Origin of the sequence: Billgrantia desiderata (assembly GCF_900108215.1) — a bacterium.
Taxonomy (GTDB): Bacteria; Pseudomonadota; Gammaproteobacteria; order Pseudomonadales; family Halomonadaceae; genus Halomonas; species Halomonas desiderata.
This window is the reverse complement of sequence record NZ_FNVC01000029.1, coordinates 1-22,091: the sequence shown is the minus strand read 5'-3', so window position 1 is coordinate 22,091 and position 22,091 is coordinate 1. Positions and strand designations below refer to the sequence as shown.

The 22,091-nt window shown below is 65.8% G+C and carries 17 protein-coding genes; 13 read left to right on the top strand and 4 right to left on the bottom strand.

The window, feature by feature from the left end; genetic code table 11:
* Positions 1–96: 96 nt before the first annotated feature.
* From C4S71_RS19685 to C4S71_RS19660, 6 genes are all read left to right on the top strand, one after another.
* Positions 97–2,445 (top strand): mechanosensitive ion channel domain-containing protein, encoded by a 2,349-nt coding sequence (locus tag C4S71_RS19685; RefSeq protein ID WP_086511040.1) that lies wholly within the window; start codon positions 97–99, stop codon positions 2,443–2,445.
* A gap of 274 nt (positions 2,446–2,719) precedes the next feature.
* The gene (locus C4S71_RS19680; RefSeq protein WP_086511041.1) at positions 2,720–3,499 is read left to right on the top strand and encodes a ThuA domain-containing protein; all 780 of its coding nucleotides are present in this window, start codon (positions 2,720–2,722) and stop codon (positions 3,497–3,499) included.
* On the top strand, positions 3,496–4,545 hold the full coding sequence (locus C4S71_RS19675; RefSeq protein ID WP_086511042.1) for a Gfo/Idh/MocA family protein: 1,050 nt from the start codon (positions 3,496–3,498) through the stop codon (positions 4,543–4,545). The genes C4S71_RS19680 and C4S71_RS19675 overlap by 4 nt, the downstream gene beginning before the upstream one ends.
* A 179-nt stretch (positions 4,546–4,724) precedes the next feature.
* A complete protein-coding gene (locus C4S71_RS19670) occupies positions 4,725–5,702 on the top strand; it encodes a LacI family DNA-binding transcriptional regulator (protein ID WP_103970276.1) in 978 nt (325 codons plus the stop codon).
* A 139-nt stretch (positions 5,703–5,841) separates the two neighbouring features.
* On the top strand, positions 5,842–7,383 hold the full coding sequence (locus C4S71_RS19665) for a hypothetical protein (RefSeq protein WP_103970275.1): 1,542 nt from the start codon (positions 5,842–5,844) through the stop codon (positions 7,381–7,383).
* Between the two features lie 135 nt (positions 7,384–7,518).
* The gene (locus C4S71_RS19660; RefSeq protein WP_103970274.1) at positions 7,519–8,214 is read left to right on the top strand and encodes a CBS domain-containing protein; all 696 of its coding nucleotides are present in this window, start codon (positions 7,519–7,521) and stop codon (positions 8,212–8,214) included.
* Positions 8,215–8,297: 83 nt separating this feature from the next.
* Here C4S71_RS19660 and C4S71_RS19655 read toward each other — a convergent pair whose 3' ends face one another.
* Both C4S71_RS19655 and C4S71_RS19650 read right to left on the bottom strand, forming a co-directional pair.
* Entirely contained in the window at positions 8,298–9,422 is a 1,125-nt protein-coding gene (locus C4S71_RS19655; protein WP_103970273.1) for an aminotransferase class V-fold PLP-dependent enzyme, read from the bottom strand.
* Positions 9,423–9,648: 226 nt separating this feature from the next.
* Positions 9,649–10,158 carry a class I SAM-dependent methyltransferase gene (locus tag C4S71_RS19650; protein ID WP_234238383.1) on the bottom strand — a complete coding sequence of 170 codons (510 nt, stop codon included), beginning with the start codon at positions 10,156–10,158 and terminating at the stop codon, positions 9,649–9,651.
* A gap of 361 nt (positions 10,159–10,519) precedes the next feature.
* On the opposite strand from C4S71_RS19650, the gene C4S71_RS19645 reads away from it, so the two are divergent.
* The 5 genes from C4S71_RS19645 (at position 10,520) to thiO (ending at position 16,245) form a co-directional block, all read left to right on the top strand.
* Positions 10,520–11,638: an ABC transporter ATP-binding protein gene (locus tag C4S71_RS19645; protein ID WP_086512005.1), complete on the top strand. Its 1,119-nt coding sequence runs from the start codon at positions 10,520–10,522 to the stop codon at positions 11,636–11,638.
* 52 nt (positions 11,639–11,690) lie between these two features.
* Complete coding sequence (locus tag C4S71_RS19640) at positions 11,691–12,752, top strand: ABC transporter substrate-binding protein (RefSeq protein WP_086511998.1); 1,062 nt, start codon at positions 11,691–11,693, stop codon at positions 12,750–12,752.
* Between the two features lie 100 nt (positions 12,753–12,852).
* Positions 12,853–14,118 carry an ABC transporter permease gene (locus C4S71_RS19635; protein WP_200825332.1) on the top strand — a complete coding sequence of 422 codons (1,266 nt, stop codon included), beginning with the start codon at positions 12,853–12,855 and terminating at the stop codon, positions 14,116–14,118.
* Between the two features lie 3 nt (positions 14,119–14,121).
* Positions 14,122–14,946, top strand: coding sequence for an ABC transporter permease (locus C4S71_RS19630; protein WP_103970272.1), 825 nt, complete (start codon positions 14,122–14,124; stop codon positions 14,944–14,946).
* A gap of 108 nt (positions 14,947–15,054) precedes the next feature.
* Positions 15,055–16,245 (top strand): glycine oxidase ThiO, encoded by a 1,191-nt coding sequence (gene thiO / locus C4S71_RS19625; protein WP_103970271.1) that lies wholly within the window; start codon positions 15,055–15,057, stop codon positions 16,243–16,245.
* Here the strand turns inward: thiO and pta are convergent.
* The gene (gene pta, locus C4S71_RS19620; protein ID WP_103970270.1) at positions 16,171–18,345 is read right to left on the bottom strand and encodes a phosphate acetyltransferase; all 2,175 of its coding nucleotides are present in this window, start codon (positions 18,343–18,345) and stop codon (positions 16,171–16,173) included. The genes thiO and pta overlap by 75 nt on opposite strands.
* On the bottom strand, positions 18,342–19,520 hold the full coding sequence (locus C4S71_RS19615) for an acetate/propionate family kinase (protein ID WP_103970269.1): 1,179 nt from the start codon (positions 19,518–19,520) through the stop codon (positions 18,342–18,344). Before C4S71_RS19615 ends, pta begins: the two co-directional genes overlap by 4 nt.
* Before the next feature lie 160 nt (positions 19,521–19,680).
* Between C4S71_RS19615 and C4S71_RS19610 the strand changes: the two genes are divergently transcribed.
* Positions 19,681–20,616 (top strand): DMT family transporter, encoded by a 936-nt coding sequence (locus tag C4S71_RS19610; protein WP_103970268.1) that lies wholly within the window; start codon positions 19,681–19,683, stop codon positions 20,614–20,616.
* Positions 20,617–20,735: 119 nt separating this feature from the next.
* Positions 20,736–21,341 carry a porin family protein gene (locus C4S71_RS19600; RefSeq protein WP_234238377.1) on the top strand — a complete coding sequence of 202 codons (606 nt, stop codon included), beginning with the start codon at positions 20,736–20,738 and terminating at the stop codon, positions 21,339–21,341.
* Positions 21,342–22,091: the final 750 nt, after the last annotated feature.

Sequence of the window (22,091 nt, the reverse complement as noted above, 5' to 3'; positions counted from 1 at the left end):
GCCAGCCTAGCACAGAGCGGTGAGAAGCCGTCAGGGACCGAACCTTGTTCTACTGTTGTCCCAAGGCTTGGCAGAACGGACAAGGGAGTGTAAGCGATGCCAGTTGGAGTTATCCGAGCGGGGCTTGCCGGTGCCGTGCCGGTCATGATCCGTTTCGGGCTGTTGTTGAGTCTGCTGCTTGCAGCGGGAACGCTGCATGCTCAGACATTGACCTTCGGCGGGCTGGGACAGGAAGAGCAGGCCCCGGGGGAGACCCACGATGCCGAGTCGTTCCAGCAGTCGCTCAATGAAGTGATCGCGACGCTGGAGGACGAGGAGCGTCGCGGCGCGCTGCTCGGTGAGCTGCGCGACATCCAGCAGGCCCACGGTGAGCACGTCGCCGACGACGGTGCCATCCAGCGCCAGGGGTTGCTCGGCGCCTTGGCCGAAACGATCAGCGAGTTCGGTGAGCAGGCCGAGGCGGGCGAGTCGCCCATCGACGACTGGCAGCGCCAACTGGAGCAGGGCTGGGCGGAACTCAGCGACCTGATGGTGGATACCGGCACCAACACGCTGGTGCGTTTCGCCATCGACAGCGCCGTGATGCTCGGCATCTGGGCGGGCCTGCTGGTGATCCTGATCGCCCTGGGCCGGTTGCTGTTCAAGCGACGCGAGCTACCCCTCGATCTGCCGCGCGAGCCGCGCGGTTGGCTGCTGGCGTTGCACTTCCTACGGCGCATGCTGCCGTGGGCTCTCGCGTTCCTGCTGGTGATGGGGCTGGTGCAGGTGCTGCCGCCCAGCCCGGGGCGGACCCTGGCGCTGATCGTGGCCTATCTGGCGCTGTGCGGCCGCACGCTGTCGGTAGTGGTGGAGTGTGTGGTCTCGGTCTTCACTCGCGGCCATCGCTTCCCTGCGGTGCTGATCCTGCAGCGCAAGGCACTGAGGATGCTGTTCGTGATCGGTGCCCTGATCGCGCTTGGCGATGCGCTCAATGCTGCCCGGCTCTCGCTCATCGTGGGTGAGGAGCTGGCAGCGCTGGGCTCGGTGCTGACCAACATGCTGGCCGCCCTGCTCAGCATTCGCTTCATTTTCAAGTTCAAGCGCCCGATTCGGCACCTGATCCGCAACCGCTCCTGGCGCGTACGCCGCGAGGGGGGCACCGGCATCGAGCTGGCGCGCATCGTCGGCGAGCTGTGGCACGTGCCGGCGCTGCTGGTGGTGGTGGGATCGCTGCTGGCCATCTTCGTCACCGTGGGTGACGTGGGGGGCGCCCTGGCGCGTTCGATCGTCTCCGCGGCACTGCTGGTGCTGACGTTGGTGATCACCGGGTTGATCCAGCGTCACGGCGAGCGCCGCGGCAAGCGTCGCCGGCTCAGCGAGTATCGCCGGCGCCTCGAGCGCTTCGGCTATGCGCTCTCCCATGTGGTGGCGTGGATCGTCTTTGCCGAGCTGTCGCTGCAGGTGTGGGGCGGTTCGCTGTTCGGCCTGGGCCGCGAGGGCGTGGCCGGGGTGCGTATCGGCCAGGCGCTGCTGGCCCTGGGCTTCACTGTGCTGTTGGCCTGGCTGGCTTGGATCTTCGCCGACACCGCCATTCAGCGCGCCCTGATGTCTTCCGCCCGCTCGCGGGGGAGGCGCGTCAATCAGGCGCGAGCCCAGACCATCACGCCGATGATCCGCAACGTGATGTTCGCCACCATCGTGATCATCGCCGCCATCGTGGGGCTGGCGAATCTCGGCGTGAACGTCACGCCGCTGCTGGCCGGTGCCGGCGTGATCGGTCTGGCGGTGGGCTTCGGTGCCCAGACCCTGGTGCAGGATCTGATCACCGGCATCTTCATCATCATCGAGGACTCGCTGGCGGTGGACGACTTCGTGCAGATCAACGGCCACATGGGCACCGTCGAGGGGCTGACCCTGCGCACCGTGCGGCTGCGCGACCTGGACGGCATCCTGCACATCATCACCTTCAGCGCCATCCAGTCGATCCACAACATGTCGCGCCATTTCGGCATCGCGCTGATGCGCATCCGCATCCCTCACACCATGAAGATCGACGATGCCATCACTCTGATGCAGGAGACCGCCCAGGAGCTGCGCCAGGACCCGATGATGCGACATCACATCTGGTCGCCGCTGGAGATGCAGGGCATCGACCGCTTCGACGAGGGGGCCGCCGTGCTGCGCATGCGTTTCCGCACCGCACCGGTGATGCAGTGGGACGTGGCGCGCGCCTTCAACCTGCTGCTCAAGCAGCGCATGGAGGCCCAAGGCATCGACCTGGGCATGCCGCGCCTCAGCGTCAGCATGGAGGGCCGGCCGGGCGACCCCATGACGGACGAGCCAGGGCAGAACGATGGCGACCCGGCCACCTTGCGCGATGCCAAGGGGCGGGCGCCGGGCGAGGCCGGCATCGCCGATCCCGAGGGCGAGACCAATCCACAGCGTGCCTCGCCGGACTCGTCGTGAGCAGGCCGTGCTTTCTTCCGCTCAAGGCGGCCTGCTAGCGCAGGCCGTCGATGCTTTGAAGTCAATCTCATGGCGGCCTGCCACCTGTAGCCCGCTGCCCCGCGGCGGCGCCCGAAGCCGTCTCTAGGAAAGTTCCCTGGCACCTGTTCGGATTAGACCATGGTCTTGTGAGTAAACGTTTACCTTTCAGAGGTAAACGTTTACATTGCTGCCGTTACGCTGTGATTCTCGATATCGACAATGCCTGCCCGTCAGGCTCACCAGGAGGCGCAAGATGACCATCAAGGCCACGGTCTGGGGCGAGAACGTCCACGAGCGTACCAATGCAGTGGTGGCTCGGATCTACCCCAGCGGCATGCACACCTGCATCGCCGACGGACTCAACGAGGATCTCGAGATCGAGGCGCGCTCGGTCACCCTGCAGGATCCGGAGCACGGCCTCACCGAGGAGGTACTGGAGAATACCGACGTGCTGCTGTGGTGGGGGCATGCGGCCCACGGTGAGGTGAGCGACACCATCGTCGACCGGATTCAGGCCCGAGTGCTTCAGGGCATGGGGCTGCTGGTGCTGCATTCGGCCCACTACTCGAAGATATTCAAGCGCCTGATGGGCACCACCTGCTCGCTGAAGTGGCGCGAGGCAGGCGAGCGCGAGCGGCTTTGGGTCGTCAATCCGGGACATCCCATCGTGCAGGGCGTAGGCGATTACATCGAGCTGCCCCATACCGAAATGTACGGCGAGCCCTTTGCCGTACCCAACCCGGACGAGGTGATCTTCATCAGCGCCTTCGAAGGGGGTGAGGTGTTCCGCTCGGGGCTCACTTACCGGCGTGGCAACGGCAAGATCTTCTACTTCCGTCCTGGGCACGAGACCTACCCGATCTACCACGACGTCAAGGTGCGCCGGGTGCTCAAGAACGCAGTGAAGTGGGCGCGCCCAGAGGGCTCGCGATGGATCGACGCTTGCCCCAACGTGCCGCCCGAGCGGGCTCCCGACCCGGTGGTGGTGAAAGGCGAGGGGCTGCACAAGCCCGGTGAGGAGGGATTCAAATGATTCGTCTGGCGATCATCGGAGCCGGTAGCATGGCCGGCGAGCATGCCAAGCAGTTTCAGGCCCTCGACGGGGTCGAGCTAGTGGCCGTTTGCGACTTGGATGGCGGCCGGGCGCAGGCCTTCGCCGCACGTCACGCCATTCCCGCTGCCTATACCGATCTCGAGGCAATGCTGGCCCGGGAGGAAATAGATGCGGTGAGCAACGTCACTTCGGACGCCGCTCACAAGGCGACTTCGTTGGCGGCTATCGCTGCCGGCAAGCACATCCTCTGCGAGAAGCCCCTGGCCACCAGCGCCGCCGATGCCGAGGCGATGGCGGCGGCGGCTCGCGAGGCAGGAGTGATCAACATGATCAACCTGAGCTATCGCAATGCGCCGGCCATTCACCAAGCCCGGGAATTGATCGCCTCGGGGGCCCTGGGGCGGATCCGCCACGTGGACGCCAGCTATCGCCAGAGCTGGCTGGTCAGCCACGCCTGGGGGCGCTGGGATCAGGACAGCCAGTGGTTGTGGCGGCTCTCCCAAAGGCATGGCAGCAAAGGGGTGCTGGGCGATGTGGGGATTCATATCCTCGACTTTGCCAGCTTCCCGGTGGGCGACATCACGGCGGTGAATTGCCGGCTCAAGTGCTACGACAAGGCTCCGGACAGCCGCATCGGCGACTATGTGCTCGACGCCAACGATACCGCCCTGATGCGCGTCGAGTTCGCCTGCGGGGCGCTGGGCAGTCTCCATGCCACGCGCTGGGCCACCGGTCATCACAACTCCCTGAGCCTGAGCGTACACGGCGACCGTGGCGCCCTTCGGGTCGACCTGGACGCGGCCAAGGATCGGTTGCACGTGTGCTTGGGTGAGGATGTCCATCCGGCCTGCTGGCGCGAGGTAGTCGCCCCCGAAACCCCCAGCCTCTACCGTCGCTTCATCGACGGTATCGTCAAGGGGCATAACGATCAGCCCGACTTCGCCCGCGGCGCGGCGCTGCAGCGGGTGCTGGATGCCTGCTTCGTCTCCGACGCCGAGGATCGCAGCTTGGCCCTGGCCGGCTGAGCCTGGTCGGTTGCCACCCGCCACGCCACCGCTCAGACCTCGATGGTGGCTTGGCTGGCGCGGCCCGGCTGGCGAGGCGCGCCTGCCTCGCGCCGCTGACGGATTTTTGACACAATCATCGGCCTTCAAGGGCAGGCGACGGCACATTGCAGTCGCTGCACCACGCATGGGGCAGGCAGATGAGCAGAGATTCGTCGCGGTCGGCGACCATCCGGGAAATCGCGCGGCAGGCGGGGGTTTCCATCGCTTCGGTGAGCCGGGCCCTCAACGGTAAGCCGGGACTGAGCGAGGAGTTGCGCGAGCGCATCCTGGCGATCAGCCGGGAAATGGCGTACCGGCCCAGCGCCGCCGCCCGTCAGCTGATCAGCGGCAAGGCGGCGGTGGTGGGCATCTCGCTGGGGCGCCAGGATGTCGAGCTGCATCCTTATTACATCCTGCTCTACCAGCATCTCACCCTTGCCCTCCATGAGCAGGGCATGGTGCCGATCTTCTTTGCTCACGACCAGACGGCGTCGCTGCCCGAACGGGCCGGCGCCGCCATCCTGCTCGGCGAGTTTCCCGGCGATCGGCGGGCCGAACGACTGGCCGAGTCGGGCGTGCCCTACGTGCGCATCGGCGAGCCCGGCGAGGGGTTCTCGGTGGCGCCAGACGATCGTCACGGCTTTGTCCAGATGACCCGCTACCTCATCGAGAGCGGAAGGCGGCGGATCGCTTTCGTGGGCGGCGAGCTGGAGCAGCCCTGCTATCCCCCGCGTCTGGCAGGCTATTGCCAGGCACTGGCCGAAGCGGGCCTGACGGAGCGGTTCTTCAGCCTGCCCCATGACGTTACCTCGGCGTCGCTGACCGCCTATCGATTCTTCGCCCCCAAGCTGGCGAGCTGGGACGCGCCCCCCTTCGACGCCCTGGTGTGTGCCACCGACGAGATCGCCCTGGGCTGCCTGGCGGCCCTGGATGACCATGGCCTCGCCGTGCCCGAGCAGGTGGCCGTGACCGGCTTCGACGACCTGCCGCTGCTGGCGGCCCGCCTGACCACCTTGCGCCAGGACATCGCCGCCATCGCCACCATGAGCGTGGTGCTGCTGGGCGATGCACTGGCCGGCAGGTCGCCGCGCCACGTCTCCATGCCGGTGGAGCTGATCCGGCGCGAGACGGGCTAGTGCCATCCGCACGAATGGCCTGCCGCCTGGGCTGAGTGCCTGATGCCGCTGGTTCGAGATGGAAAGCGGGCCGGCTTTCCCCGTACTATGAAAGTCATACCGCCTTATCCGGGCCTCTGGCACAAGGAGACGGGGCAGCGTGATCACCGTCGAACGCAAGGACAGCTTCCACCTCAAGATTTCCCGCGTGCTGCAGGAGGAAACCTCGCACCGGTTGGATCTGTTCCTGTTCGTTCCCGGCGAACTCGGGCTCAATGAGCATGTCATCTCCGAAGATGCCTTCTACTACAGCGGCATCCACGTCAAGCGCACCTACTACAGCGACAAGCACCACCTGCCGCTGGTGCTCAGCCGCCTGGCCAGCCGCGGCAAGCTCAGCACCGAGCAGTATCGCCTCAGCCTGAGCCTCTATGCCTACCAGTACGTGGTGGCGTTGGAGCGGGCGACCCAGAGCCTGCTCGACACTGCACGCAAGGTGAAGAAGGCCGAGGGCGAGGAGCGGGATGAATCGGGTGAGCCCAGCGCCGAGGAGAGCAAGGGCCGTGACGAGGAGAGTCGCGAGACGCTCTCCGACCCCACCTCGGTGGGGCTCGAGGAGCGTCTCGAGGAGCTCTGCGAGCTGGCCCAGGGCATTCTGCGTCGCCTGCGCCGTAACCGGCCCGGCGAGGACAACCTGCTCAAGTACTATGCCAATATCGACAACTACCTCTCCTGGTTCACCGAGCAGCGGCTGCTGGCGTTGCTGGCCCACCTGCCGCGGGGGCGCAACTACCGGGCCATCCGCGAGCGCCTGCTGGAGATCGTTCAGGCCGAGAGCGAATACCGCGATCAGGAGGAGTACAACGCCTCGCGGGTAACGCGCGATCCGACGCGGATGTCCAACAAGATGCGCCTGCTGCGTCGCCTCATCGAATACCCGGTCACCCTGAAGCAGAAGAGCCAGGAGCTGGGCGGTGCGGAGCAGAAGGCGGTGAAGGGGCTCGCCACCGGCCTGGTCATGATCTTCGTCTCGCTGGGGCTGCTCCAGGCGCGGGATGCCTGGGGCAACATCACCGCGCTGTTCGTGCTGGCCATGGCCGTGCTCTATGCCATGCGCGAGGTGTTCAAGGACGATCTGCGCAATACGCTGTGGCGCTGGCTGCGCAAGGGGCGCCCCAAGTGGCGTCGACAGTACTTCGATGCCACCAGCAATGCCATGGTCGGGCGCCAGCTCGAGTGGTTCGACTACAAGCGCTTCAGCAAGCTCGACGAGCAGATCCAGCGCGTGCGCCAGCGCAACGTGGCGCAGCGCGAGGAGGTGGTGCTGCACTATCGCTCCAGCTCACGCATGTCGCCGACCCGTTTCCTGAGCGGCTATGAGCAGACCCGCGAGACGCTGTCGTTCGATCTCTCGCAGCTGACCCGTTTGATGGACAAGGGCAGCCACCACGTGTATCGGCTCAAGGACGGCCAGGTCACCCGTGAGTCGGTGGAGAAGCGGCACCTGCTCAACCTGGTGGTGCGAGAAGAGGTCGCCCATGCCGAGCCGATTCTGCAGCGCTGGAAAATCGTGATGAGCCGCTCGCGAATCGTCGACGTGGTCAAGGTGCACCAGGAGGGTGGGGAAAAGCGCACGGCCGACAAGGAAGTCCTCGCCAAGGAAGCTCTCGCCAAGGAAGCATTGAATCTTCACCGCATATAAAGGTTTGTCACGTCTGTTTTGCTACAGGTCAAGATGGCTGCTCGTCCGCTCTGCTACTTTGGGGAATGTAGAAAATTGTGACGCCGAGCAAGTCGGACTAGATTTTAAGCAGGGACCAGCCAGGAGGATCCCGTCATGCATGCTGTCGATGTCATGACCCCAAAGGTCATCACCGTGTCACCCGAGACCGACGTTCGGGAAATCGCACGCCTGTTGCTCGAGCACAACATCAGCGCTCTGCCCGTGGTGGAAGACGATGGCAAGGTTCTCGGCATCGTCAGTGAGGGCGACCTGATGCGTCGCGTCGAGAACGGTACCGAACGGCGCAAGTCCTGGTGGCTCAAGTCCATCTTTGCCGGCGCCAACAACGCCAGCGAATACATCAAGTCTCACGCCCGCAAGGCGCATGAGATCATGACGCCAAACCCCATCACCATCGGCGAGGACGAGCCGCTGAACCGCGTGGCCAAGCTGCTGGAAAAGCACCACATCAAGCGGGTGCCGGTGGTGCGTGACGGCAAGCTGGTGGGTATCGTCAGCCGCGCCAACCTGTTGCGTGGCTTCTCGATGACCGCGCCCGATGCCGCGACCCCGGCCACCACCGACGACCGCGAGATCCGCGATGCCATTCTCGAGGAAATCGAAGAGAACACCGGAGTCTGGGTCGATCGCATCAACGTGATCGTGACCGAGGGCGTGGTGCAGGTCTGGGGCCTGGTCGAGAGCCAGGAGGAGAAGATGGCGGTACAGGTCGCCGTCGAGAACACGCCCGGCGTGAAGTCCGTGGAGAACAATCTCGGCATGCTGCCCCGCGGGGTCGGTCACTTCTGACCGTAACGGGCCGTATCGCCAACGTCCAACGCAAGCGGGGCGGCCAAAGGGCCGCCCCGCTTGCGTCTGCAGGCGAACGAAGCTCAGCCGACCTGCTTCAGTGCCGCTTCCAGATTGGCCAGGCTGCGCTCGGTCTCGTGCAGCTTGTCGAGGCCGAACAGGCCGATGCGGAACGCCTGGTAGTTCTCGCCCTCGTCGCACATCAGCGGCACGCCGCCGGCTACCTGCACCCCGGCGGCGGCGAACTTGGCCACGATGCCCGGATCGTCGCTGTAGCAGACCACCACGCCGGGCGCTTCGAAGCCCGGCGCCGCCACGCTGCGGTAGCCGTAGCGTGCCAGCAGTTCACGCACGCCGCGTCCCAGTGCCCACTGCTCCTCGCGCACCTTGTCGAAGCCGTACTCGGCGGTCTCGTGCATGATGTCGCGCAGCCGGGCCAGGCCATCGGTCGGCAGGGTGGCGTAGTAAGCGTGGCCGCCGTTCTCGTAGGTCTCCATGATCCACAGCCATTTGCGCAGGTCGCAGGCAAAGCTGGTGCTGACGGTCTCTTCGATACGCGCGCGCGCCCGCTCGGAGAGCATCACCATGCCGCAGCAGGGTAGCCCGCTCCAGCCCTTCTGGGGGGCACTGACGAGCACGTCGACGCCGATCTCCTGCATGTCCACCCACAGCGTGCCGGAAGCGATGCAGTCGAGCACGAACAGGCCGCCGACCTCATGTGCCGCCGCCGCCACCCGGCGCAGATAGTCGTCGGGCAGCAGCAGCCCGGCAGAGGTCTCCACATGGGGCGCGAACACCACGCCGGGGCGCTCCTCGCGGATGGTACGTTCGACCTCCTCGATGGGGGCCGGCGCGAAGGGCGAGCGGTCGTCCTGCGGATCCAGGCGACGGGCCTTGAGCACCGTGGTCGAGGTGGCAATGGCGCCCATTTCCAGAATCTGGGACCAGCGATAGCTGAACTGGCCGTTGCGCACGATCAGGCAGTGCTGGTTGGTGGCGAACTGCCGTGCCACGGCCTCCATGCCGAAAGTGCCGCTACCGGGCACGATCGCCACGCTGCGAGCCCGGTAGACCCTCTTGAGGGTCGCCGAGACATCGCGCATCACCCCCTGAAAACGTTGTGACATGTGGTTGAGGGAACGATCGGTATAGACCACCGAGTATTCGAGCAGGCCATCGGGGTCGACATCGGGCAGCAGGCCGGGCATGGGAATCTCCCTTCTTCCAAGCGAGTGGCGAAAGCGTCATCGAACCGAAAAGGATATGTCGTTTCCGGGGGCTGGGCCAGCGCAAGGCCTAAGTAATCTTGGAATAGCACGGTGCCGGAAGCGAAAAGCAATGCTGTCAACCGGGGCCGGTCAAGCGAATGGGGGCGGTCAAGAATGGCTCCGATCCACCGCAGGCCGGCGGGCCTGCGGTCGACATAGGGGCGCATCACTTGTGGCAGAAATAGACCTTGGCGGGTGGGATGTTGATCGGCTCGAAGGTGCTCTCCACGCGCGAGAAGATCTGGCGCAGGTCGGAAGAGACCTTGGGGGAGAACTGATAGATCAGCATGGACCCCCCGGCGGCCAGTGCTTTCTGGCTCTGCTGAAGGATTCGCTCGCGGCAGTCGGCCGGCATGGTACTGAAGGGCAGGCCGGCGACCACGTAGTCGGCTGCCGGCAGGCCAAGGCGCTCGAGTTCCTCCTCGATGTTCTCGGCGGAGCCGGCTATCACCTTGAGACGAGGATCGGTCATGGAGCGGTTCAGGAAGTCGACGAAATCGTCGTTGGTCTCGATGACCACCAGCGTTGCGTCGGGGTGCAAGCGACCCAGGATCTCGTGGGTGATGGTGCCCACGCCGGGCCCGTATTCGACGATCACACGTGCTCGTTCCCAGTCCACGGGCTCCAGCAGCCGGCGAATGAGGAAGGATGAACTGGGTATGATGGAACCCAGCATGCGGGGGTGCTTGAAGAAATTTCGTGCAAAGAGTGTCAGTTGGGCTCGTCGTTCAGGGCCTGCCACGACCGGGGGTCGCTCTTGAACCGCCATGGGCATTACCTCCTTCAGTTGTAGCTGAACATGCCTCCACTCTAGGCCAGCCTAGGTCTGCATGAAAGGGCGGGCTTGTCCGGGGGCTCAACCAAACGTCTGAACGGGAGGGAGTCTTGCATGCTGCGTTGAATTACGGCTAAAGAAGGATGTGGAATATACTTGACGATGTTCTTGGCGATGTTTAGCTTGAATGTTGAAACTTTCAGTGAACGTCTTGCATTATTCTTGACGTCTGCACCCCTCTGAAATCGCCATGGGTGAAACGATGCCTCACGACAAGACCAACGAATCGCACCCTCATCCGCCGCCCTTGATTACCTTCACAGGCGTCCAGAAGACCTACGATGGCGAGCATCTGGTGGTCAAGGATCTCAATCTGACGATTCGCCAAGGGGAGTTCGTCACGCTGCTGGGGCCCTCTGGCTCCGGCAAGACCACCTGTTTGATGATGCTGGCCGGCTTCGAGGTGCCGACCAGTGGCGACATCTTCCTGCGCGACCAGCGGCTCAACAGCGTGCCGCCCCACAAGCGCAACTTCGGCATGGTGTTCCAGAACTATGCCCTGTTTCCCCACATGACGGTAGAGGAGAACATCCGCTACCCGCTCAAGACGCGCCGCATGCCGGCCGCCGAGGCTGACCGCAAGGTGGCCCACATTCTCGACATGATCCAACTACGCGACTTTGCCAGGCGCCGGCCCACCCAGCTCTCCGGCGGCCAGCAGCAGCGCGTGGCGCTGGCCCGCTCGCTGGTCTTCGAGCCGCAGCTGGTGCTGATGGACGAGCCGCTGGGAGCGCTGGACAAGCAGCTGCGCGAGCAGATGCAGCTGGAGATCAAACACCTCCATGAGCGGCTCGGGCTCACCGTGGTCTTCGTCACCCACGACCAGAGCGAAGCGCTGACCATGTCGGACCGCGTGGCGGTGTTCAACGATGGCGTCATTCAGCAGATCGACTCGCCGTCCAATCTCTACGAGCACCCGGCCAATGCCTTCGTCGCTCAGTTCATCGGCGAGAACAACACCCTGGCAGGTCGTATTCAGTCGGTGGAAGGGCGCCACTGCCGGGTCAGCTTCGGCGACGGATGCAGCACTGGGGCGCTGATCGGCACGGGGCTTGCGGTAGGCGATGCCACGCGACTGTCGATTCGTCCCGAGCGGGTCAAGCTCAACGGCTCCGCTCAGGGCCTGCCCAATCGGCTCCAGGCCCGCATCCGCGAGTTCATCTACCTGGGCGACCACCTGCGAGTTCGCTGCGAGCTGGCCGGCAACGACGAATTCATGGCGCGGGTCCCGGTGGACGATTTCGAAAGCAGCATGCAGCCGGGCGATGTGATCGAACTCGGCTGGCGAGACGAGGACGTGCGAGCACTCGACGCCTCCTGATCCACAACAACGCAATAATTCAATAACAAAGGCCTTTGGCCGGGAGATAGACATGACTCAACAGCGCTTCCCACTGTCCCGCATCAGCCGCGGCATCGCCCTCGGCGGCCTGGTCAGCCTCGGTCTGGCGGTCTCCGCCAGCGCTCAGGCATTGACCGTGATCTCCTTCGGCGGCGCCTCCGGCGAAGCCATGCAGAACGCCTACTACGGGCCCTTTAGCGAGGAGACGGGCATTCGCCTGACGCCGGGAGATTACAACGGCGAGCTGTCGCGCATCCGCGCCATGGTGGAAACCGGCAACGTCAGCTGGGATCTGGTGGAAATGGAGTCTCCCGAGCTGGTACGCGGCTGCTTCGAAGGTCTGTTCGAGCCCATCGACTGGCAGCGCCTGGGGCTGGGCAGCGTGCTGATCGATGCAGCCTTCGACGAATGCGGCGTGGGTACCTTCGTGTGGTCGACGGTGCTGGCCTACAACGCCGATGCGCTGGACGGCGCACCGACCTCCTGGGCCGACTTCTGGGACGTCGAGCAGTTCCCCGGCACCCGCGGGCTGCGCCGTGGTGCCAAGTACACCCTGGAGTTCGCGCTGATGGCCGACGGCGTGGCCGCCGATGAGGTCTACGACGTGCTGCGCACGGACGAGGGGGTCGACCGTGCCTTCGCCAAGCTCGACGAGATCAAGGACCACATCCAGTGGTGGGAAGCCGGCGCTCAGCCGCCGCAGTGGCTGGTATCCGGCGACGTGGCGATGACTTCCGCCTACAACGGTCGCATCGCCGCGGCTCAGGAAGAGGGCAGCAACCTCGAGATCGTGTGGAACGAGAGCATCTACGACCTCGACTACTGGGCCATCGTCGCCGGCAGTGAGTACGTCGACGAGGCCTATGCCTTCATCGAGTTTGCCAGCCAGCCCGAGACTCAGGCGGCTTACTCCAGCCAGATTCCCTACGGTCCGGTGCACCCGGAAGCCATCGCCCAACTGGACGAGGCCCAGGCGCGACGCATGCCCACCTACGAAGAGAACATGGTGGGGGCGCTGGCCATCGATACCAGCTTCTGGGTCGATCATGGCGAAGAACTGGAGCAACGCTTCAGCGCCTGGGCGGCCCGCTGAGGGACGTCGAGCGGCGGCGGCCTCGGGGTCGCCGCCAGCCCTGCTTCCACGTCGGGCCCGCCATGGGCTGGCCCGACACGCTTGAACCATGGGGAAGGCGATGTCCGCGAACCAGACGGCAACCATGTCGCCGGCAAGGCCTGGCGGTAATCTCAAGGCGCAGCTACGCCGTGCCGAACGGCTGCGCAAGCTCAAGGCCATCGGCCTGGTGGCGCCGCTGGCGCTGTTTCTGATCGTCGTCTTCGTGGTACCCATCGGCAACATGCTGTGGCGCAGCGTCGACAACACCGAGCTCGATTCGGTGATGCCGCTCACGGCAGAGGGGCTGCGCCACTGGGATGGCAGCGGGCTGCCGGACGAGGCCACTCTGGCGGCCTTCGCCGCCGAGCTGCGCGACTCCCGACAGGGTGGGGGACTGGGGCGCATCAGCCGGCGCCTCAACTATGAGGACTCGCGCTATCGCAGCCTGCTGATGAACACCCTGCGTGGCCTGCCGGCGGTCGATGCGGTCGGCCCCGATACCGATTGGGTCGCGACCCTGACCGAGATCGATCCGGCCTGGGGCGAGACCGAGACCTGGCTCGGCATTCAGCGTACCGCACCCACCACCACCGACCGTTACCTGCTGGCTTCGCTCGACCTGGAGCGTAGCGCCGACGGAGAGATCCAGCGCGTCGCCGAGCGCGACCGCCTCTACCTGAGCGTGTTCCAACGCACGCTGGTGATTGCCGGGGGCGTCACCCTGATCTGCCTGGCACTGGGCTTCCCGCTGGCCTATCTGCTGGCCACGCTGCCGGCCAAGACCAGCAACATGCTGATGATTCTGGTGCTGCTGCCGTTCTGGACCTCGCTGCTGGTACGTACTGCGGCGTGGATCATCCTGCTGCAGTCCAACGGCCTGGTGAACCAGAGCCTGCTCTTCACCGGGCTGATCGACTCGCCGCTGCAGCTGGTGTTCAACCGCATCGGGGTGTTCTTCGCCATGGTCCACATCCTGCTGCCGTTCATGGTGCTGCCGCTATACAGCGTGATGAAGGGCATCTCGCCGAGCTACCAGCGCGCCGCGGTATCGCTGGGCGCGCACCCCTTCGCCGCCTTCTGGCAGGTCTACGTACCGCAGACCATCTCCGGCGTGGCGGCCGGCACCATCCTCGTCTTCATCATGGCGCTGGGATACTACATCACCCCGGCGCTGGTGGGCGGGCCGGCCGATCAGATGGTGAGCTATTACGTGGCCTACTACACCAACACCACCAACAACTGGGGCATGGCGGCGGCGCTGGGCAGTTTGCTGCTGGTGGTCACGCTACTGCTCTACCTGGTTTACCACCGCCTGGTGAACCGCAAGCAGCTGATCAGGAGCTGAGCCATGTCGCTACCTCCCTACGCCTCGCCGGTAGAGAAAGTGTGGTTCTGGGTCTTTCGCATCTTCTGCGGTCTGATACTGCTGTTCCTGATCGCGCCGGTGCTGGTGATCGTGCCGCTGTCGTTCAGCAGCGGCTCGTTCCTGACCTATCCGCTGCCGGGTTTCTCGCTGCGCTGGTACGAGGCGATCTTCACCTCCTCGGCGTGGATGGGGGCGCTCAAGAACAGTCTGATCGTGGCGCCGCTGGCCACGCTGCTGGCGATGATCTTCGGCACCCTGGCGGCGGTGGGTCTCAACCGCGCCGAATTTCCCGGCAAGGGACTCATCGTGGCGCTGCTGATCTCGCCCATGGTGGTGCCGCTGGTGATCGTCGCGGTGGGCATGTACTTCTTCTTCGCCCAGGTCGGCCTGCTCAACTCCTACACCGGGCTGGTGCTGGCGCATACGGTGCTCGGTGTGCCTTTCGTGGTGATCACCGTCAACGCCACCCTGCAGGGTTTCGATTTCAATCAGGTGCGCGCCGGGGCGAGTCTGGGCGCCAATCCCATGCGGGTGTTCTTCACCATCGTGCTGCCGCAGATCGTGCCTGGCGTGGTATCGGGCGGGCTGTTCGCCTTCGCTACCTCGTTCGACGAAGTGGTGGTGGCGTTGTTCATCGCCAGCCCCACCGAGCGCACCCTGCCGATCCAGATGTTCTCCGGCATTCGCGAGAACATCAGCCCCGCCATTGCCGCCATGGCCACCATTCTGATCCTGATCTCGACGCTGCTATTGGTTACCATGGAGCTGTTACGACGGCGCAGCGAGAGGCTGAAGGGCAACGCCTGACGCTCCTCGCGCTGTAACCTTGTCGCCTCTGCGCCCCGTTGCGACGGGGCGCAGTCGTGTCCTGAGGCCTGGGCGCCCGCAGTGGCGGGCCATGTATCGGAGCATTGCGTGAACGACTTCCTGATCGTCGGCGGTGGTGTCATCGGCATGCTGACCGCCTGCCAGCTGGCCGAGGCCGGCCATGGCGTTACCCTGCTGGAGCGAGGCCGCTGCGGCCAGGAGGCCTCCTGGGCCGGAGGTGGCATCGTTTCGCCGCTCTACCCCTGGCGCTACAGCGAGCCGGTATCGCAGCTTGCCCGGGGGGCGGGAGAGCGCTATGCCGAGATGGCGGTGCAGCTGCGGGAGGCCACCGGCGTCGACATCGAATACCGCCAGAAGGGGCTGCTCTACCTGAGCGTGGACGACGCCGAGCGCGCTCGCGACTGGGCGCAGCGTCAGGGCTGGCCGCTGGAGCGGGTCGATGCCGACCTCATCTACCGCCAGGAGCCCTGGCTGGTAGAGGGGCTGGGCGAAGGATTGTGGATGCCCAGCCTCGGCAGCGTGCGCAACCCGCGGCTGTGCCGGGCGCTGCGCGCGCGACTGGAGATGTTGCCCAACGCCCGAGTGGTGGAAGAAGCGGCCGTCGAGCGGCTCATCGTCGAGCGGGGGCGGGTGCTGGGGGCCGTTGCCGGACAGCAGCGCATCGCTGCCGGGCGGGTGATCCTGTGCGGTGGCGCCTGGAGCGGGGTGCTGCTGGCCGAGCATGACGTGGCGCTGCCGGTACGCCCGGTGAAAGGCCAGATGATGCTGTTCGCCACGCCGCCCATGCCGGGCGGGCGCCAGCTGCTGGAACGGGTGGTGCTGGCCGATGGCCGCTACCTGATTCCGCGCGGCGATGGCCGGGTGCTGGTCGGTTCGACCCTGGAGCAGACCGACTTCGACAAGAGCACCACCGAGGAGGCGCGCGAGTCGCTGTGGCACAGCGCCGTGGCGATGCTGCCGGCACTGGCCGAGTGCCGGCTCGAACATCACTGGGCCGGGCTGCGCCCGGCGGCACCGGACGGCATCCCCTTCATCGGCGCCGTACCCGGCATCGAGGGGCTCTTCGTCAATGCCGGGCACTACCGCAACGGCCTGGTACTGGCGCCGGCGGCGACCCGGCTACTGGTCGATCTGCTGCTCGGGCGGGAGCCGGCCATCGACCCCGCGCCCTATCGTCCGGCACGGCGTTCCGGACGGCCGGGCTCAACCGCGCTGGGCGGCCTGGATTGCCGTCAGCGCGATGGTGTAGACGATGTCGTCGACCAGGGCACCGCGTGAGAGGTCGTTGACCGGCTTGTTGAGCCCCTGCAGCATCGGCCCCACGCTGACCACCCGCGCACTGCGCTGCACCGCCTTGTAGGTGGTGTTGCCGGTGTTGAGGTCGGGGAACACGAACACCGTGGCACGGCCGGCCACCGGCGAGTCGGGCGCCTTCTGGCGGCCCACGCTCTCGATGGCGGCGGCGTCGTACTGCAGCGGCCCGTCGATCAGCAGGTCCGGTGCCTGCTCGCGGGCCAGCCGCGTGGCTTGGCGCACCTTGTCGACGTCGGCGCCGCTGCCGGACTCACCGGTCGAATAGCTGATCATGGCCACCCGCGGCTCGATGCCGAAGGCCTGGGCGGAGCGCGCGCTCTGGATGGCGATCTCGGCCAGCGCCTCGGCGTCGGGGTCCGGGTTCACCGCACAGTCGCCGTAGACCACCACCTGCTCCGGCAGCAGCATGAAGAAGATCGACGACACCTGGCGATAGCCCGGGGCGGTCTTGATCAGCTGGAAGGCGGGGCGCACGGTGTTGGCGGTGGTGTGAATGGCGCCGGATACCAGGCCATCGACCTCGTCGAGCTGCAGCATCATGGTGCCCAGCACCACGTTGTCCTGCAGCTGATCCTCTGCGGTCAGCTCGTTCACCTTGCCGCGACGGCGCTCCACCATGGGCGCCACGTAGCGGCTGCGAATGTGCTCGGGGTCGAGGATCTCGAGCCCTTCCGGCAGCTCGATGCCGCGGTTGCGGGCGACCTCCTCGACCTCCTCGCGGCGGGCTAGCAGCACGCAGTTGGCGATGCCGCGGCGTTGACAGATGGCGGCGGCCTCCACGGTACGCGGCTCGCTGCCCTCGGGCAGGATGATGCGCCGGTTGGCGCGCTGTGCCAGCTTGACCAACTGATGGCGGAACGCCGAGGGCGACAGCCGACGGGTGAAGCCGCGGCTGAGGTGATCCTTGAGCCATTGCAGATCCAGATGGCCGGCGACGAAGCGGGTCACCTGCTCGGCGCGCTCCAGGTCGTCCATGGGGATGTCGTTGCCCATGCGGCCCAGGTTCTTGGCCGTGGTGAAACTGTCGGTGTCCACCGCCAGCACCGGCATGCCGGTCTTCAGCGCCGGACGACACATCTCGATCATGTTGTCGTTGGGCATGAAGCCGTTGGTCAGCAGCACCCCGGCCATGGGCACGCCGTTCATGGTGGCCAGCGCCGAGGCCAGCACGATGTCGTCGCGGTCGCCGGAGGTCACGATCAGGCTGCCGGGGCGAAATACGTGCAGGGCGTTGGCGGCGCTGCGGGCGCACAGGCTGGTGGAGAGCACGCGGCGGTTGGCGGCGTCGCCCTCATGCAGGAACCTGGCGTCGAGCGCCCGCGCCACGTCGACCACCCGCGGAGCGATCAGCGCCGGATTGTAGGGCACCACGCCGATCAGATGGAAACGGTCGGTAGCCAGCGCCGGCGAGTGGCGGCGCAGTTCGTTCAGAAAGGTGTCGTCGAGCACGACGCTGCTGGTGCCGGGAGCCAGCGTAGGCTCCTCGCCGCCGGGCAGGTTCTGCATGCGCATCAGGATGCAGCCCAGGGTGCGCGCCGAGCCCACGCCGCCGAAGGCGCTGGCGTGCATGTCGAGCTGTTCGGCCAGTGCCTCGGGGGCCGCGGCGTCGCCGCTGCCGATCAGGATGATTCGGGCATTGAGCGCATGGGCCAGTTGGGCGTTGAGCTGGGTGGCGTAGGTGCCATGGGCGGTGGGAACCACCCCTTCCACCACGATCAGGTCCGGCGCGGTGCCATCCTGCCCGCCCACGGCGTGATCGAAGAGTTCGATGACCTGCTCCATCAGCACGTCGAGACGATCCTGGCGCAGCAGGCGCTCCATGTCGGCTTGGGGGATGGGGGCCGGAGGGCGCATGCCGAGGGTGCTACCCACCAGGGCGGTGGAGCGGTCGGGGCCGGGGCCGTTCAGCTCGTCCTGGCGGAACGGCTTGAGAAAGCCGGCCTTCAGACCGATGGTATCCAGCGCCTGCATCAGGCCCAGACAGGCGGAGGTCAGGCCGACCCCCACCCCGGTGGGCACCATCAGCAGCACCTTGGTGTGTGGTCGTACGTCGGGTGGCGTCATGCCGCGGCCTCTTCCAGTCGCTGGCGGGTTTCGGTGGCGATCTGCCCCTCTTCGTCGGTGGGAATGACCCACAGCTGGCGACCGCCGGCGTCGATGCGGCCCTCCTTGCCGCGGATCGTCTCGCTGTTGACGGTGCGGTTGAGCTGCAGGCCGAAGTGGGGCAGCAGGGCGGTCACCCGCTCGCGTACCAGCGAGGAGTTCTCGCCGATGCCGCCGGTGAAGACCAGCCCGTCGAGACGGGGCAGGGCGCAGGAGAGCGCGGCCAGCGACTTGGCGATGCGGTAGCAGAACACCTCGATGGCAAGCGTCGCACCGGGGTGGCCGTCCGCCTCGGCGGCTTCCAGTTCGCGCATGTCGTTGGTCAAGCCCGACAGCCCCAGCAGGCCGCTCTCGCGGTTGAGCACCTCGTCGATGCGCTCCAGCGACCAGCCCAACTGGCGCGACAGGTGGGCGTGCAGGCCCGGGTCGACGTCGCCACTGCGGGTGCCCATCACCAGCCCTTCCAGGGGTGTCAGCCCCATGCTGGTGTCCAGGCTCTGGCCCTTCCACACCGCACAGGCGGAGCAGCCGTTGCCGAGGTGGGCGGTGAGCCAGCCGCCGCCCTCGAGGCCGCTCAGGGCATCGGCACGCCGGCTGACATAGGCATGACTGGTACCGTGGAAGCCATAACGTCGTATGCCATGCTCGCGGTAGAGCGACTCCGGCAGGGCGTAGCGATAGGCCCGCGGCGGCAGGCTCTGGTGAAAGGCGGTGTCGAACACGGCCACCTGGGGCAGGTCGGGAAACAGGCGCCGAGTTGCGGCAAGTCCCGTCAGATTGGCGGGATTGTGCAGCGGAGCCAGGGCGGCGGTCTGCTCGATGGCGGCGACCACCTCGTCGTCGATCAGCGCGGCGCGGGTGAAGCGTTCGCCGCCGTGCACGATGCGATGCCCCACCGCCACCGGCAGGCGCCCCTCCAGCCGCTCGAGGATGGCTTCCAGCGCGCGGGCGTGGTCGGCGCCCGCCAGCGCCTGCTCGAACGACTCGCCGCGGCTGTCGGTTCCCTTCAGGCGGGCGTCGCCGTTACCCAGTCGCTCGGCCAGCCCCGACAGACGTGGGCGGGAAGGATCCTTGGGCACGAGGGCGTACTTGATCGAAGAGGAACCGCAGTTGATGACCAGAACCGAAGTCTCCATCCGTTCTCCCGTTGGCAGGCTGTAGAGGCAGCATAGACGTAAGACTTTAGTCTATCATGCTTTGTTTCGCAGGCTTATTGTTACCTCATCTTGAGGTGGACTGTTGGGTCCGGGCGAGAACGCTGGCATGCTGAGCGCTTCGTCCCGACCGGAACCCGTCATGAGCACTGCGCTTTCCGACCGCACCGCTGATCTCCCGGGCCTGCTGCCCCGCCATCTCGCCATCGGCATCCTGGTCGCCGTTGCGACCCTGTTCGCCAGCAATCACGTAGCGGCACGCCTGGCTTTCGATGAGGGCACCGGCTTGCTGCTGGCCGTGCTGGTGCGCTCGGCAACGGCGCTCGCCGTGCTGGTGGTGCTGTTTCTCTGGCAGCGCAAGCGCTTCACCTTTCCGGCCGGTGCCGGGCGCTGGCAGCTGCTGGCCGGTCTGATGGTGGCCATCCAGAGCCTGTGTCTCTATGCGGCGGTGGCGCGCATCCCCGTGGTCGTGGCCTTGCTGCTGATGAACACCTTTCCCATTCAGCTGGCGCTGCTGACCTGGGCGCTGGGCGGGCCGCGGCCGACGCTGCGCGCGGCGCTGATCATGACGGCGATTCTAGTCGGTCTGGTGGTAGTGCTCGATATTCCCGCCTGGCTGGCTGCGCCCGAGGCGCTTGGTCCGGAGTGGCTGCCGGGCATCGCCTTCGGCCTGGGCGCGGCAGCGGCCTTTTCCGTGGCGCTGTGGACCACCGAGCACCATCTGGGGGAGGTGGGCAGCACCCTGCGCAGCCTGCTGACCATGCTCACGGTGCTGGTATTGATGATCGTCGCCGGCGTACTGCAACTGGTGCCGGGTGGCATGGCCCTGCCGGCAAGTCCCGCGGGGTGGGGTGCGCTCGCTGCACTGGCGCTGCTCTACAGCGTGGCTTTCTCGGTGCTGTTCATCAGCGTGCCGCGGCTGGAGATGGCGCGCAATGCGCCGGTGATGAACGTGGAGCCGGTCGCCTCGCTGCTGCTCGGCTATCTGGTGCTAGGCCAGATGCTGTCGGGCACTCAACTGGTCGGTGGGGCGATCGTGCTGGGTGGCATCGTGGCGCTGAGTCTTTCTCCACGCTAAGGGCGTCTCTTTGTTACGAATCGAAACTATCTTCTGCTTATTCGACTTGCATGGTCGAAAACCCTGTACCACACTGGAGGCGGTGTAAGGAAACACCGTTTCTTAATGGAGGTGCAGACATGAAACTGCTAGCCGTTCCCGCTGTAGCACTGATGGCAGGTACATTTATTTCTTCGGCCCAGGCTCAGCAGACTCAGCCTCAGCCTCAGGCCCAACCTCAAACTCAAGCTCAAACCCAGACCCAGCAGCGTACTCAGGCTCAAGGTCAAGCTCAGCCGCGCACCCAGCAGCAAGCCCATATGCCGATGTATCCGCAAGGGTATATCGGCGCAGATGCCATGTTCTGGGATCTCAGCAACGATGTCGGGCCATCGGGCGATTCCGCCGGCCTGCGCCTGCGCGGCGGTGCGCAGTTCAACGAATTCTTCGGTGTCGAAGCACATCTGGGCACCGGTGGCTCGGACGGCCCGGTTGAGCTGGATCACCTCATCGGTGCCTACGGCAAGGGTATTTTGCCGCTCTCCGATGAATTCCGCCTCTACGGCCTGGCCGGTATCACCGAGGTCGACTTCGACGTGGGTCGTGAAGATGGCCTCTCCTACGGTGCCGGTGCCGAATTCGACATCGCGCCCAACTTCTCCGTCGGCGCCGACTACATGCGCTACCTGGACCGCTCCGATCATACCTTCGATGCGGCAAGTGTCGGTTTGCGTTTCCGCTTCTAAGCGACACCTGAGTCATGTCACGATAGTGGAACGCCGCCGGCCTCGTGGCCGGCGGCGTTTTCGTGTGCGCCAGGCATGGCGCGCAGCGCCTGACTGGCGCTGTTCCTGGGGGTGGTGCCTCGGGATGACTCGGGGGTGAAAGTCCCCTGCACGCCCGGCAAGGGGAAGTGCTAGCCGACGGCAAGGGTGTCCCCCGCGAGGGGGAATCTGAAGGAAGCCCGAGGCAAAACGCTGGCCTGACGAACAGGAAGCGGATACGAGGCGTCATGGTGGGGTGAGGTGGCACGAATCACCAAAGCCCGATACTTGCACAGAACCCCATGACGTAGATCCGACAGGCATAAGCGGGAAGGTCGCGCGTCTTACCCTGGGAGGTCTGGTGGTCTGCCACGGTGCTACCGGCGTCGAGAGGCGACGGGATGGGCCATCAGACGTCAGCAGAGGCCATAGTAAGTGCCGATTCACCCCGGCACCAAGGGCCGAACATGAAGAACCGCGAGTAGGCGATGACGTCTCGAGGATCGATCATGAAGACAGAAAGTGGCGCTGATACCGCCACCCACCCAGAGGGGCAGGGGCGGAACCCCGCGTCCCGGCCGGTGAGCGTCGAGACGGTCCCGGCGTCGTCATCGTGGACGAAAGCGGAGCCCGCCCCGCTCATGGAGGCCGTGGTAGAGAAGGCCAACATGGCGCGGGCTTACCGAAGGGTGATCGCCAACAAGGGGGCGCCGGGTGCCGACGGCATGACGG